The sequence below is a fragment of the Pseudomonas sp. genome (assembly GCF_049653025.1).
Taxonomy (GTDB): domain Bacteria; phylum Pseudomonadota; class Gammaproteobacteria; order Pseudomonadales; family Pseudomonadaceae; genus Aquipseudomonas.
Window position 1 is genome coordinate 1 of the sequence record NZ_JBASFM010000001.1, and the last position, 14374, is coordinate 14374.

Consider the following 14374-nt stretch of genomic DNA (forward strand, 5'->3'; position numbering starts at 1 on the left):
TGGTGGGTAGTTGCGGCCGAAATCCAGGGTGCCGGTATCGGTCGGGTAGATAACGTGCTGACCCCGGTTGCGGGCCGCGAACTCCCACTGTGCCTCTGAGGGCAGATCGACTGGCGCACCACTGAGCTCACCCAGCCATAGGCAGTAATCCTTGGCCTCCTGCCAATACCTAGTCGGGGCGGGTTTGTCCGGTGCGAAATACTCCTGCATTTGCTCGCTGTCGCGGTACTCGGCACTGGAGAGCGGCTTACCGTGAATAACTTGGAACAGGTCGAAATCGCCCTGACGGGTCTGGTAGCGCGATAGATGGAAGTTGCTCAGGCGCACGGGGTGCACCCCACTGTCTTCCATGTTCTCGGTAATAACGCAGAGCTGGTCGAGTGGCACACCGCACGGCCATTCACATAATTCGGTCAGCGCGCGATCGCACGGCCAACCGAAATCGCCCATGTCAAACTCGCCGCCCTCGATAAACACCATATCATCCAGCGAGCGCACCACGGTGCGCAGCACTGTGTCGTGCTGTTCGGCGGACAGATTGGGGTGGCGCTGGGTGATTGCCGCTGCGATCGCCTTGACCTTGGCAGGTGCTAGCTTGCTACTGCTGGGAAACGGTTCGGATTGGGCTTGGCAGCCCGTTAACGCCAATAAGAGAACAGCAAGTGGCACACGGAAAAGCATTGGACGATCCTTGTCTAAGCAACAGGAGCGCGAACTTAGCAGGCGAGGCGGCAAAACCCAATGGCGGCGAATTGCTGGCAGTCGTCCGCTCAGTACTGGCATCGCAGAATGCGGTGCCAGGTCTCATTTAACCGCTGCCAGCGGGCTGTGCAGGGCTGCGTGTGTTTTCAGCAGGCAACAACTCCGGTCGTTCTCGCTGCAGTTTGCTCTGCAGCATTTCCAGTTGCTCCAGCGCCGCGCGGGCTTCGTCGATTTCGTTGGCGTTGCGTTCGCCGGATTGGGCGGCTTGTTCGATGCGCTCGCGGATGGCGGGGATCTGCTGCACGCCGCTGGCGTAGGCCATGATCAGGTCGCGGCTGTGCTGGTCTTCGAAGGCTTTGTACTGGGCGGGGTCGGCGAGCTGGGCGGCGGAGGCGGGTTGGCGCGGCTTGAGTTGGCCCAGTGGCGGGCGGCGCGGGTCGCCTTGCTCGGCCATCAGCTGGATCAGCATCTGCGCTTCCTGGACATTCAGTGTCGGCGATTCAGGCTCATCCGCAGGTAACGGCTTGGCGACTGTAGGTGTTGCAGATGGCGGCACAACCGCTGCGGTTGCGGTGGCTGCAGGCACCTTGATCGGCGACCGACTGGGTTGCGCTACTGGTGCCACGGTCGTTGGCGTGGCAGCGGCCTGGCTACCCCACCACACACCGACCAGCCCCGCCGCACCTGCGCCGAGCAGTGCGCCGGCAAGCCAGCGCTTCATAGCCCTTCCACCTTGGCATCGGCCAGCAGAGCGTCGACGCGGGCCTGGAGCTCACGGGCCAGTTGCTCTTTGGCCACGGCCTGGTTGACCTCGTAACGCACGCTGGGGTCGCTAAGCGGCAGTTGCTTGTCTTCGCGCTGGCGCACCTGAACGATCTCGAAGGCACCGTCGATCAGCATCGGTTGCGACAGGCTACCGGCCTTCTGCAGCAGGGCGGTCTTGCGCAGGAAATCCAGCTGCGCATCCTGCGGGCGGATCAGGCCAAGATCGCCGGCCGGAGTACGGGTCTTGTCGTCGGCGAGGGAGTAACGCCGCACGGCATCATCGAAGTTCAGACCCTTTTGCAGTTCCGCATACACCCGGTCGGCGCGGGCCTGATCGGCCAGGCGAATATGCGCGGCCTGCACCTGGGCGACGTTCAGGTACTGCTTCAGATTTCGTTGGTAATAGGCATCTGCATCCGCATCGCTGACCTGCCGCGCGCGTTGGCGCAGGCTGTCGGTTTCGTGGTGGAAGTCGTTGTGCAGGCCGATCTGGTGCAGGTATTGGTGACGGATCAGTTTGTCGCGCACCAGTTGGCGCAGCCCGGCCTGCTCGCGGGCGTCGAAGCCCTTCTGCCCCAGCTGATACCAGAGGTAGTCGCGCAGCGCCTGCTGGCGCACTTGCTCGGCCATATACACCAGGTTGCCCTGTTGCAGCTCGACTTGCCCCTGCACGTTATCGCCCTGGTACAGCGTCAGCAGGTTCAGGCGCTGTTCGGCTTGGCCGGGGAACTGCCAGTGGATCAGCTGCACCTGGGCCGCCTCGGCCTGTTGCTCGGCGCTCAGCTGCAGGCTGTCGAGCACCACGCCCTGGGTGGGCGGTGCCAGCACCTGGCGCAGACGCTCGGCACTCAGCGGTTGCGGCTGACGCAGAAAGGGTCGCACGTCGCGGTCGAATTGCTTGCCGTAGACCTGTTCGATCAGGTTGGCCGCCTCGCGCTCGACTAGCGCATCGAGGTCGCGGCGGTATTTGTCGTTCAGCTCGTCTTCCACCTCGCGGGCCAGCAGGTGATTTTCCGCCAGCCCCGTGCGCAGCAGGCGCAAGTCAGTATTGAATTTGACCTGGGTCATGGCCTGTTCCAGCAGGCCGATGCTCTTACCGGGCAGGCGTTCGTTGTTTATTCGCAGGTCCTGGCTGCCCAGGGCCGACAGGCAAAAGCCCGTCAGCCCCAGCACCAGCCAACCGCGCTGGAGAGTCCCGCGCACCTTACAGGCCACCCTGGCCGTGGAAGGTGTTGGCACCCTTGGTCAGCACGCTGACGGTGAGGGCGATGGACTCCGGAATCAGCTCCTTGGCCACACGCAGGCGGGTGGCGTAGCTGGTGTCATACAGCGGTTCGGGGCGTTGATAGGCGACCTGGGCGGTCTGGGTCAGCAGATCACGGATCGGCTTCTGCGCGTCGTAGCTGCCAACTCGACTGGCCACAGCCGCCATGTTGTTCAGGCCTTCGCTGAAGTAGTGATCGTCCACCCAGCCTTCCCAGCCGGAATGGCCATTGCCCGAGGTGACCCAGGCGTGGTGCGGCTGCGCCACATCGCCGGTGGTGTGCAGCGAGTAGCCGATGGTTTGCAGCGAGGGTGCGGTCTTGAACTGGTCGAACCAGTACTTGGCCAGGTTATCGATGGGCTGGAAGGCCGCAGTCTGGAAGTCGCCGTAGTGCGCCTGCCAGTTGGAGCTGCTGCCCTGGCGGTAGTGCGCCTCGGTGCTGTCGAAGTCGCTCTTCTTCAGCTCGCGGTTGTACAGGTAGACCATGGCGTACCAGTCGACATCGCCGCTCCAGCTGCCATCGACCTTGCGGTAGCGGTAGTCGTAGCCGCCGTGGTCGTTACCGTGGTCGTCGCCCTGGCGGGCCATGTTGATGAAGTGCCAGTAGGAGGTGTAATTCACCAGCGAGGCCGCTGCGCCATACACCGGCGCGTGCTCGTAGCCGACCCACCAGCCGCCCAGGCGGGTGTCCTGGAAGTCGTCGACGTCATAGGCGGCCTGGCCGAGGATCTCGCCGGCGCGCGCTTCGCTGCCGGCTGCGCCGACGTAGAACTGGTAGGCACGTTTCATCTCGGGGGTGGCATGCGCCGAGTTGAGGAAGGCCAGGGCATCCTTGACGATATTCTTGTGCGTAGGTTGCGACCAGGCGCTGGCTTGACCGGCGGCAAAAGCCAGGCCTAGACCAACTGCCAGAGTGGTGAGGTTTTTCATGAGGAGGGCGCTCTTTTGTTGTTGGAGTTGCGCAGTATTAGCGGGCATTGATGGCAAAACTGTTGCAATGCCGCACGCCAACTTAAAGCAGAGTCGTTTAAGCCGCTCAACCCAACCAAGGTTTGGTGGTATAGACCAATTTCGCGGGGTTCGGGCTTTCCCGCGGTCTATTCCGCGCCGTTGTCATCCTCATGCAAGGCCCCGGTTTCGCCACTTTCCAGCACCACATAGGCGCTGGAGCAGAACAGCGAGTTAAGCCGTTTCATATCGCCGATCAGCTCCAGGTGCAGGGCGCTGGTCTCGATGCTCTGCACCACCTGATGATGCAGGCGGCCGACATGGGCGTGCGCCAGACGCCGTTCCTGGGCGCGGAAGCGACGTTTCTCACGCAGCAACTGGCGCGCACTTTCCTTGTCGCCGGAGAGAAACACCGACAGGCCCAGGCGCAGGTTGGCCAGTAGCTGGCCGTGCAGCGCAGTGAGTTCCTCCAGGCCGCTGTCGGAGAAGGAATGGCGTTGCGCGGTCTTCTGATCCTGCACCTTGCCAAGCATGCGTTCGACGATGTCGCCGGCCTGCTCCAGGTTCACCGCCAGCTCGATGATCTCCGCCCAGCGCCGGCTGTCGTGTTCGCTCAGCACCTCGCGCGGCACCTGAGCCAGATAGAGTTTGACCGCGCTATAGAGCGCATCGACATCGTCGTCGAGGCGGCGCAGCTCCTTGCTCAGGGCCGGCTGGTTGCCGCGCAGCACTTCTAGCAGGTGGCTGAGCATGGTTTCCACTAGGTCGCCGATGCGCAGGGTTTCGCGCACTGCATTGGCCAGCGCCAGGCTCGGTGTGGCCAATGCGGTGGGGTCGAGATGACGCGGGCGGGCCACGCCGTTTTCCTCGGCACGGTCAGCCAGCAACCAGTTGCAGAAGCGCGCCATCAGCCCGACCGTGGGCAGCATCAGCAGGCAGCGCAGGCTGTTGTAAAGCAGGTGAAAGCCGATCACCAGTTCTTCGGGCCGCCAGTTCAGGCTGTCCAGCCAGCGCACCAGCGGGTCGAGCAGCGGCATCACCAGCAGCAGGCCGATCAGCTTGTACAGCAGGCTGCCTAGGGCCACGCGACGGCCGGCTGGGCTTTGCAGGCTGCTGTTGAGAAAGGCCAGCACGCCGCTGCCGATATTCGCGCCAATCACCAGGCCGATGGCCACCGGCAGGCTGATCAGCCCGGCCCCGGTCAGCGTCGCCGTGAGCAGCACGGCGGCCAGGCTGGAATAGGAAATCAGCGCGAACAGTGCGCCGACCAGCGCGTCCAGCAGCAGGTCGCCGGTCAGCGAGGCGAACAGCACCTGGATGCCGCGGGTCTGGGTGATTGGCGTGGCGGCGGCGACGATCAGCTCCAGCGCCAGCAGCATCAGGCCCAAACCGATGCCGACGCGGCCGAGCTGGCCGGCGCGGGTCTGTTTGCGCGAGAGAAAGAAGATCACCCCGAGGAAGATCAGCAGCGGGCTCAGCCAGCTCAGGTCGAAAGTCAGCACCCGTGCCATCAGCGCGGTGCCAACGTCCGCACCAAGCATGATCGCCAGTGCTGGGGTCAGCGCCATCAGGCCCTGGGCGACGAACGAGGTAACCAGCAGCGCAGTGGCATTGCTGCTCTGCACCAGCGCGGTAACGCCGATGCCGGCAGCAAACGCCAGCGGTCGCTTGCTGACGTTGTGGCTAAGCACCTTGCGCAGGTGCGAACCGTAGACGCGCAGAATGCCGCTGCGCACGATATGGGTGCCCCAGATCAGCAAGGCGACGGCAGACAGAAGATTGAGCAGGGTGAGCATGCGGCTGCTCCCTGGCGCGCCAGCCCGGTTGCAGCATGACGCGTGGTTTTTACTTGTTATAAAGACGAATGCCCTGTGTTTAGCTTTAGCTGGGGTTGGCGCTCCGCGCCAGCGCGCGACACAGACTGTCGCGCAATCCCGCCAGGCTGCGTGAGCTGATAACCTTGCCCGCTACTGAACGGATGCGATCCCACCAATGCTTACGCTTTATCACGCCCCTGACCTGGAAACCCTTGGCGAGCTGGCCACCACGCTGCTCGCCCAGCCGCTGCGCGAGCCCTTTGCGCCGGCGCTGGTGGTGGTGCCGAGTCAGGGTATGGGGCGCTGGCTGACGTTGGAGCTGGCGCGCAAGCAGGGCATCGCCATGCAACTGGAGGTGCAGCTGCCGGCGAAGTTTGTCTGGGACCTGTCGCGCCTGTGTCTGGGCCAGCTGCCGGAGCAATCAGCCTTTAGCCCCAGCAGCCTGAGCTGGCGCTTGTATGACTGGCTGTGCGAGCCGGCCAATCTGGCCGAGGCACCGCGCCTGGCGCATTACCTCGACGGCGGCGATGAGCGGCGGAGGTTGTCGCTTGCTGTCAAGATCGCCGACGTATTCGACCAATACCTGCTGTATCGCGACGACTGGCTGGCCGCCTGGGAGCGCAACGAGCTGCTCGATCTCGGCCCGGACGAGGCCTGGCAAGCGCTGCTCTGGCGTGAACTGACCAAGGACGGCCACCCGCACCGCGCACGCCTGCTCGAAGACCTGCTGCGCCGTCTGTATGACGCCACGCCTATCGCTGGGCTGCCCGAGCGCCTGCTGGTGTTTGGCATCAGCAGCCTGCCGCCGCACCATATGCGCGTGCTGGAGGGCCTGGCGCGGCACACCGAAGTGATCATTTTTGCGCTCAACCCGTGCCGCGAGGCCTGGGGCGAGATTCGCGATATCCGTGAGCTGGCCAAGCAACCCGAACTCAGTCCGGACGATTGGTACCTGGATGTTGGCCACCCGCTGCTGGCCAGTCTCGGCAAGCAGGGCCGCGACTTTTTCGACAGCCTGTTCAGCCTGGCCTCGGTCGAAGGCGGCCAGGAAATCGGCCTGTATTCCGAGGATGACGACCTGCACGACGCCAGCCTGTTGCAGGCGCTGCAGAACGACATCCTGCGCCTGCGCACCCGTCAGCCGCAGGAGCGTTTGCCGCTGCGCGAGGACGACCGTTCGCTGGAGCTGCATATCGCCCACTCGCCGCTGCGTGAGGTGGAAATCCTGCATGACCAGCTGCTCGCGCGCTTTGCCGCCGAACCTGGGCTGACCCCGGACCAGGTGGTGGTGCTGACCCCGGATATCGAGCGTTACGCGCCCTATATCGAGGCGGTGTTTGCCCCCCGTGAAGGCGTTCCGCGAATTCCCTTTAGCCTGGCCGACCGCAGCCTGCGCGCGGAAATCCCGTTGATCGAGGCCTTCCTCAACCTGCTGGCGCTGCCGGAAAGCCGCTTTGCCGCCGAGGAAATCCTCGCCTGGCTGGAGCAGCCGGCCATCGCCTGCCGCGCCGGTATCGAAGGCGAAGACCTGCCGCTGCTGCGCGACTGGCTGCGTGACGCCGGGGTGCGCTGGGGCCGCGATGGCGCGCACCGCGAGCAACTGGGCCTGCCGGCGGATGCCGCGTTTACCTGGCGGCAAGGGCTGGATCGTCTGCTGCTGGGTTTCGCCGCACCGCCGCAGTTGGCCGGTCTGGGCGCGCCGCTACTGGGCGACAGCTGGCCGCTGGATGCCCTGGAAGGCGGCCGGGCGCAGCTGCTTGGCCGCCTAGCCGCGTTTGTCGAGCGCCTGGCTGTGCTGGCGCAACAGCTGCAACGCGCGCGCAGCCTCAGCGAGTGGGCCGAGAGCCTGCAGCAACTGATCGACAGCCTGTTCGATGAGCGCGAGGCCGGCGACACCCTGTTGCTGCTGTCCAAGGCCTGCGCCGCGCTCAAGGAACAGGGCGATGCGTCCGGGGTCGAGCGGCCGATCGAGCTGGCGCTGATTCGCCAGCAGCTGACTGCGGCGCTGGAGCAAGGCAGCGCCGCCTCGGGTTTTCTCACCGGCGCGGTGACCTTCTGCACCATGGTGCCGATGCGCAGCCTGCCGTTTCGCCTGGTCTGCCTGCTGGGGTTGGACGACGGCGCGCTGCCACGCCGTACCCCGGCTGCCGGCTTCGACCTGATCAGCCAGAAACCTCGACGTGGTGATCGTGCGCGACGCCTGGACGACCGCTACCTGCTGCTGGAAACCCTGCTCTCGGCGCGCAGTGGCCTGTACCTCAGCTACGTCGGCCGCGACCCGCGCAGCAACGCCGAACTACCGCCCTCGGTGCTGGTCAGCGAGCTGCTGGATGTGGTCGATCTCACCGCCGCCTGTGCTGCGGATGGCGAGAAAGCCAGCGCGCGGATTACCCAACAGCATCCGCTGCAACCCTTCGCCCCTGGCAACTTTGCCGGCGGCCAGCAGGCCGGTTTCGCCGCGCCCTGGTTCCGCGCCGCCCAGCGCCTGAGCCAGGCCGCCGAGTCGCCCGCGCCCTTTGCCAGCATGCTGGCTGAGCCGGATCAGGACTGGCTGACCCTGGAGCCCAGCCAGCTGATCCACTGCTTCAAACACCCGGCGCGCTACCTGCTGGAGCAGCGTCTCGGCCTGCGCCTGGCCGAGGGCGAGGAAGCCCTGGCCGGCGACGAGCCCTTTAGCGTCGAATGGACCAGCCAGCACGGCCTGCGCCAGTTGGCCCTGCAGGCCATCGAGCGCGGCTGGAGCGAGCGCCAGGAGCGCGCAGTGGCCGCTGCTTCCGGCTGGCTACCGGTGGGTGAGCTGGGCCAGGCGCACTGGGGGCAGATTCGCGGGCCGATCCGTGCCTTTGCCCCGACCCTGTTCGACGAGCGCCCGGATGACCCACCGCAGCCGCTGCTGGTGGATATCGAGCTGGCTGGCGTGCGCATTCACGGCTGGTTGGACGGGGTCAGCGCCAGCGGCCTGTTCGACTACCGTCTGCGTGACCTGGGAGCCTGGGAACTGGCGCCGTTCTGGCTGCGCCACCTGTTGCTCAACTGTGCCGCCACGCCCGGCATCAGTCGCGACAGCCGTTTGCTCTCGCCGAAAAGCGAATGGCGGTTGGGGCCGCTGGCGGGCGCCCTGCAGCTGCTCGAACCCTGGCTGCATGCCTACAAAAGCGCGCTGTGCGAGCCGCTGCCGGTATTGTCCAAATGCAGCTATGGCTTTGCCAAGAAATGGCGCAAGTCCGGGCGCAAGGAGCCGATTGATGCCGCGCGCAGCGAGGCGCGGGTCATGTGGCACGGCAACGACTACATGACCGGCGAAGGCCAGGACCCCTGGAACGCCTTGGCCTTCCGCGACCGCGAACCGCTGGACGAGCGCTTCGAAAGGCTGGCCGAGCAACTCTATGGCCCGGCCCTGGATGCCCTGCAAGACAATCAAGAGGACGAGGCATGAGCAGCGCCAGCCTGGATTTGTTGCAGGACAGCTTCACCGGCCGCTCGCTGATCGAAGCCAGCGCCGGCACCGGCAAGACCTGGACCCTGACCGCGCTGTACGCCCGCCTGCTGCTGGAAAAGCAGCTCAGTGTCAGCCAGATCCTGGTGGTGACCTTTACCACCGCGGCCACCGCCGAGCTGCGCGAGCGTATCCGCAAACGTCTGGCCGAGCTGTTGGCGGTGTACGAGCAAGGGCCGGGCGCGGACGAGCTGCTCAATCGCCTGCACGCCCAGTACCCGGACGCGGCCAGCCATAGGCGTCTGCTCCTGGCGGTGCACGGTTTCGACGAGGCGGCGATCTTCACTATCCACGGCTTCTGCCAGCGCGCCTTGCAGGATGCCGCGTTCGAGGCCGGTGGCGACTTCGACAACGAGCTGACCCACGACGACCGCGAGATTCTCGACGCCCTGCTCGCCGACCTCTGGCGGCATGAGTTAGCGGCTGCCGAGCCGGAGTGGGCGGCGTTTCTGGTGCAGCACAAGCTGACTCCACAGGGCCTGCGCCAGCGTCTGCGCAATTACCTGGGCAAACCCTATCTGCGTATCGAGCCGCAGCCGGGTACCAGCAGCGAGATGAGCGGCCTGCGCGCTGCCTGGCAGGAGGCGCAGCGCCTCTGGCAGAGAGAAAGTGCCGGCTGGCTGGCGCAGCTCAAGGCCTTCGAGGGTTTCAAGAGCAATATGTGCAACCCGGCCAAGCTGGGCGTCTGGCAGGCCGAGCTGGATGGCTATTTCAGCGATGCCGCGGCGCTGTTCAGCAAGACCGAGGCGCACCGCCGGCTGTCCCGCGAGGGGCTGTTGAAGGCCAGCAAGAAGGATCAAGCCGCCCCGGCCAACCCGCTGGCCGCCGCTCTGCAGGAGTTGTGTGACGCTCTGGACGCGGCACAGCCCGAGGCCGAGCAGCGCCTGATCGACCTGCAGGTGCGCCTGATCGGCCAGCTCAATCAGCAGTTGCCGCAACGCAAGGCGGCGCAGCGTCTGCTGGCCTTCGATGACCTGCTCAACAAGCTGCAGCAGGCACTCTATGGCGAGGGCGGCGAGCATCTGGCCGGCACCCTGCGTGCGCAGTACCCGGTGGCGCTGATCGACGAATTCCAGGACACCGATCCGGTGCAGTACCAGGTGTTTCACCGGATCTACGAGAGCCAGGGTGATCTGTGCTTTGTCGGCGATCCCAAGCAGGCCATCTATGCCTTCAGGGGCGCGGACCTGGCCACCTACCTCAAGGCCCGCGACGAAGCCGCGCGCCAATACAGCCTGGCCACCAACCACCGCTCGACGCCCGAACTGATCGCCGCGCTGAACCAGCTGTTCAAGCGGCCCATGCCGTTTGCCGAGAAAGGCCTGGACTATCCGCAGGTCGGTGCCAGTCAGCGCGCGCGGCCACAGCTGGTGCTGCCAAGCGTCGAGGCTGAGACGGACGCACCGCTGGCACTGGTCTGGCTGGATGACGAGCATCTCGGCAAGGGCGAAGCCGGGGCATTGGTGGCGCGCGATACGGCGCGGCGTATTGCCGCCGTGCTGGCTGCCAGCAGTCGGGGCGAAGCCTATTTCGAGCAGGCCGGTGAACGCACGCCGCTGAAAGGTGGCGATATCGCGGTGCTGGTCGCCAGCCACCGGCAGGCCAGCGAAGTGGCCGCAGAGCTGGCCGCCCGTGGTGTGCCCAGCGTGCGCCGCGGCAAGGAAAACGTCTGGCACAGCGAAGAGGCCAGCGAGCTGGCCGCCGTGCTGGCCGCCTATGCCGAGCCGGGCCGCGAGGGTGCGCTGCGCTATGCCCTGGCCAGCCGTTTGCTCGGGCGCAGCGCGGCGGACCTGGCGGCCTGTCAGGACAACGCCCAGGCCTGGGACGATGAGCGCGAAGCGGCCGAGCGCTACCACCAGCTGTGGCAGCAGCAAGGCTTTATGCGCGCCTTCCGCGCCTGGCTGGATGAGCAGAAAGTCGCCCAGCGTTTGCTGGCGCTGGTGGATGGCGAACGCCGCCTGACCAACCTGCTGCACCTGGCCGAACTGCTGCAAACCGAGAGCCTGCAACGTCCGGGGCTGGAGCAGTTGCTCAGCTGGTTCAACGCCCAGCGCAGCGCCGAAAGCCACGGTGAAGAGGCCCTGCTGCGCCTGGAAAGCGATGCCGAGCGGGTGCAGATCGTCACCATCCACACCTCCAAGGGCCTGGAATACCCGTTGGTGTTCTGCCCCTATCTGTGGGACGGCGCGTTGTTGCGCCAGAGTGAGGACATCACCTGCCACGCCGAGGACGGCACGCCGCTGCTCGATCTCGGCAGCGAGCAGTTCGACACACACCGCGAGCGCGCCCGGCATGAGCGCTTTGCCGAACGTCTGCGCCTGACCTACGTGGCCCTGACCCGCGCCCGTGACCGTCTGTGGCTGCACTGGGGCCCGGTGGACTGCAAGGCGAAGAAGGACGGCAGCTTGAGCGAGAGCGGCCTGCACAGCAGCGCCCTGGCCTGGCTGCTGCACGGCCGTGAGTTACCGGGCGACGATGCCCTGGCTGAACTCGCCGGCCATCTGCAAGGCCTCAGCCCCCATAGCCTGCGCGCTGAAATCGAACAGTTGGTTGGTCTTAGTCAGGGCCATATGGCCGTCCAGCCGCTGCGCGCGATAGAGGCCAGCGCGGCCGGCGAACAGCGCGCCCCGGCACCGCAGCAACTCGCCACCCTGCAACGCAGCCTGCACAGCGCCTGGCGCATCGGCAGCTTCTCCGGCCTGGCTGCCGGTATGCATATGGAGGTGCCGGATCGCGACGGCCTGGTCATGCCCGCTGCCAGCGAACCGGGCAGTGGCTTCTTCGCCTTCCCTCGTGGCGCCCGCGCGGGTACCTGCCTGCATGCGATTCTCGAAGACTGGGCGCGCGGCAAGGCAGCGCTGAATGAGCTGATCGAGCCAGGGCTGAGTGGTCACGGCATTAGCAGCGACTGGAGTACGGTGGCGCTGAGCCAGTTGCAGCAGGTCATCGACACCGATCTGGATGGCCAGGGCCTGACGTTGGCCGGCCTTAACCCGGCGCGGCGTTTGCCGGAACTGGGCTTTACCTTTCCACTGGCCGGACTGGATGTGCAGCGCCTGCGCGCGATCCTTAGCGACCCGATCCATGGCCTCGCCGCGCCGATGCGCGAAGCGGCGGCGCGCCTGGAATTCGACAGCCTTAAGGGCTTTCTCAAGGGCTTTATCGACCTGACCTTCGAGCACGACGGGCGCTGGTATATCGCCGACTACAAATCCAACTGGCTCGGCCCGGACGCCAGCTACTACGGTGGCGAACGCCTGCTGCAGGCCTTGGCCGCCGAGCATTACTACCTGCAATACCTGATCTACCTGGTGGCGCTGCGGCGCTTCCTCCGTCAGCGCCTCGCCGACTTCAGCAACGAGCAGCTCGGCGGTGCCTACTACCTGTTTCTACGCGGCATGCCGCAGGCCGGGGTGTATTTCTCGCGCCCGGCCGATAGCTTGCTGGATGCCTTGGATAGCCTGTTCGAGAAGGGCGTTTGATGATGCTTAACGATCTCCCGCTCGGCCCGCTGGAGCGCGCCCTGGTCGACAGCCTGCAGCGCCTTGAGGCGAATGCCGACCCGCTGGTGCTGGCCTCGGCGGCGCTGCTGTGCATGGCCCTGGACAAGGGCGATGTGTGCCTGCCGCTGGCGCGCCTGAGCGGACAGCGGCCCTGGCCCGAGCAGGATTTTCGCCTGCCGCCTTTGGGCGAATGGCAGGCCCAGCTCGAAGCTTCGGCGCTGGTCGGCGCGGACGGTGACTTTACCCCGCTGATTCTTCAGCACGGCCGCCTCTATCTGGCGCGCTACCAGGCTTACGAGCGCCAGCTGGCCGAGCAGTTATTGCTGCGTGCTGCCGATCTGCCCGTGGTTGATGAGACGCAACTGAGCGAGAGCTTGAGTCGGCTGTTTTCCTTCAATCAGCAGCAACCGGACTGGCAGCGCCTGGCCGCGGCGCAAGCGGTGCGGCGCAAGTTGGCGGTGATCTCCGGCGGCCCCGGCACGGGCAAGACCACCACCGTGGTGCGCCTGCTTGCCGCGCTGCTGGAGCAACCGGGTGGCGAGCGTCTGGCTATCGGCCTGGCCGCGCCCACCGGTAAAGCGGCGGCGCGGATGGCCGAGGCGATTCGTCATGCCAAGGCCAATCTGCCGGTCAGTGAGGCGGTCAAGGCGGCGCTGCCGGACGAGGCGCGCACCCTGCATCGTCTGCTTGGCAGTCGTGGCGACAGCCCACAGGTGCGGCATCACGCGGCCAACCCGCTGGCGCTGGACGTGCTGGTGGTGGACGAAGCCTCGATGGTCGACCTGGCGCTGATGGCCAAACTGGTCGATGCCCTGCCGGCCAGCGCGCGGCTGATCCTGCTCGGCGACAAGGACCAGCTGTGCGCCGTGGAAGCCGGCGCGGTGTTCGCCGAACTCTGCGAAGGTCGCGGCTTTGACGCTCAGGCCGCGGCGGACCTGCAGCGCATCACCGGCCAGCAGGTTGCCGTCGACACGCCGAGCTCCGCCCTCGGCGATGCGGTGGTGCTGCTGACCCATAGCCACCGCTTTGCCGGCGACAGCGGCATCGGCGAACTGGCGCGGCGGATCAATGGCGGCGATGTCGCCGGCACCCTCAATCTGCTCAAGGAAGACCGCAGCGACCTGGCCTGGAATTCCGCGCCGACCCCGGCCGATCTGCTGGAACGGTTGGATCGCGGTTACGCGCCCTTTATCGCCGCCGCAAGAAGTGGCGACGCGGCCGCGACCTTTGCCGCGTTCAACGCCTTCCGCGCCCTCACCGCTCAGCGCGAAGGTGCCTGGGGCGTGGCTGGGATCAACGAAGCGCTGGAAGCGCGGATCAAGCGCCGCAGCCAGGTCGCGAGCCGCGAGCGCTGGTACGTCGGCCGGCCGATCATGGTGCGGCAGAACGACTACGCCCTAGGCCTGTTTAACGGCGATATCGGCATCTGCCTGCACAGCGAACATGGTTTACGGGTGTTCTTCGAGGGTGAGGAAGGCTTCCGCCCCTTCGCCCCAGCGCGTTTACCTAGCCACGACAGCGCCTTCGCCATGACCGTGCACAAGAGCCAGGGTTCGGAGTTTTCCGAGGTGTTGCTGGCCTTACCGGAAAGCCCGAGCCCACTGCTGAGCCGCAGCCTGTTCTACACCGGCATCACCCGGGCCAAACACAAGGTGGAAATCTGGGGCCTGCTCGCGCGCCTGGGTGAAGCCGTCGCGACCCGCGCCGAACGCGCGGCGGGCTTGGCTGAGCGGCTGGCCAGTGTCCCTGATCCTGTACAGGCGCGGGCTCCACAAGCCAGCACTGGACAGCTGGGGTTATTTGATTAGTTATGCACCCAGTGCCGCCTACACTGGGAACCAGGATGACTGCTGCTCTGCGTCGCGCCGACCGGCGCTAA

8 protein-coding genes are annotated in these 14374 nt (G+C 65.9%); 3 read left to right on the forward strand and 5 right to left on the reverse strand.

Features of this window, described 5'->3' with window-relative positions:
• The 5 genes from WBK23_RS00005 to WBK23_RS00025 form a co-directional block, all read right to left on the reverse strand.
• The coding region (locus tag WBK23_RS00005; RefSeq protein ID WP_424481961.1) for a formylglycine-generating enzyme family protein at window positions 1-681 on the reverse strand (681 nt) is incomplete at its 3' end.
• 127 nt (window positions 682-808) lie between these two features.
• Window positions 809-1423 (reverse strand): hypothetical protein, encoded by a 615-nt coding sequence (locus WBK23_RS00010; protein ID WP_424481962.1) that lies wholly within the window; start codon window positions 1421-1423, stop codon window positions 809-811.
• On the reverse strand, window positions 1420-2670 hold the full coding sequence (locus WBK23_RS00015) for a peptidylprolyl isomerase (protein ID WP_424481963.1): 1251 nt from the start codon (window positions 2668-2670) through the stop codon (window positions 1420-1422). Before WBK23_RS00015 ends, WBK23_RS00010 begins: the two co-directional genes overlap by 4 nt.
• 1 nt (window position 2671) lies before the next feature.
• Window positions 2672-3661 carry a hypothetical protein gene (locus WBK23_RS00020; protein WP_424481964.1) on the reverse strand — a complete coding sequence of 330 codons (990 nt, stop codon included), beginning with the start codon at window positions 3659-3661 and terminating at the stop codon, window positions 2672-2674.
• A gap of 167 nt (window positions 3662-3828) precedes the next feature.
• A complete protein-coding gene (locus tag WBK23_RS00025; RefSeq protein ID WP_424481965.1) occupies window positions 3829-5475 on the reverse strand; it encodes a Na/Pi cotransporter family protein in 1647 nt (548 codons plus the stop codon).
• 196 nt (window positions 5476-5671) lie between these two features.
• Between WBK23_RS00025 and recC the strand changes: the two genes are divergently transcribed.
• The 3 genes from recC to recD are packed head-to-tail and all read left to right on the forward strand — an operon-like array spanning window position 5672 to window position 14303.
• Window positions 5672-8932: an exodeoxyribonuclease V subunit gamma gene (gene recC, locus WBK23_RS00030; protein ID WP_424481966.1), complete on the forward strand. Its 3261-nt coding sequence runs from the start codon at window positions 5672-5674 to the stop codon at window positions 8930-8932.
• Window positions 8929-12474: an exodeoxyribonuclease V subunit beta gene (recB, locus tag WBK23_RS00035; protein ID WP_424481967.1), complete on the forward strand. Its 3546-nt coding sequence runs from the start codon at window positions 8929-8931 to the stop codon at window positions 12472-12474. Before recC ends, recB begins: the two co-directional genes overlap by 4 nt.
• The gene (gene recD / locus WBK23_RS00040) at window positions 12474-14303 is read left to right on the forward strand and encodes an exodeoxyribonuclease V subunit alpha (RefSeq protein ID WP_424481968.1); all 1830 of its coding nucleotides are present in this window, start codon (window positions 12474-12476) and stop codon (window positions 14301-14303) included. The genes recB and recD overlap by 1 nt, the downstream gene beginning before the upstream one ends.
• Window positions 14304-14374: the final 71 nt, after the last annotated feature.

Coding starts and splice junctions, on each gene's coding strand:
- WBK23_RS00020 (WP_424481964.1), bottom strand. CDS start 3,661: ATGAAAAACCTCACCACTCTGGCAGTTGGTCTAGGCCTGGCTTTTGCC.
- recD (WP_424481968.1), top strand. CDS start 12,474: ATGATGCTTAACGATCTCCCGCTCGGCCCGCTGGAGCGCGCCCTGGTC.
- recC (WP_424481966.1), top strand. CDS start 5,672: ATGCTTACGCTTTATCACGCCCCTGACCTGGAAACCCTTGGCGAGCTG.
- WBK23_RS00025 (WP_424481965.1), bottom strand. CDS start 5,475: ATGCTCACCCTGCTCAATCTTCTGTCTGCCGTCGCCTTGCTGATCTGG.
- WBK23_RS00010 (WP_424481962.1), bottom strand. CDS start 1,423: ATGAAGCGCTGGCTTGCCGGCGCACTGCTCGGCGCAGGTGCGGCGGGG.
- recB (WP_424481967.1), top strand. CDS start 8,929: ATGAGCAGCGCCAGCCTGGATTTGTTGCAGGACAGCTTCACCGGCCGC.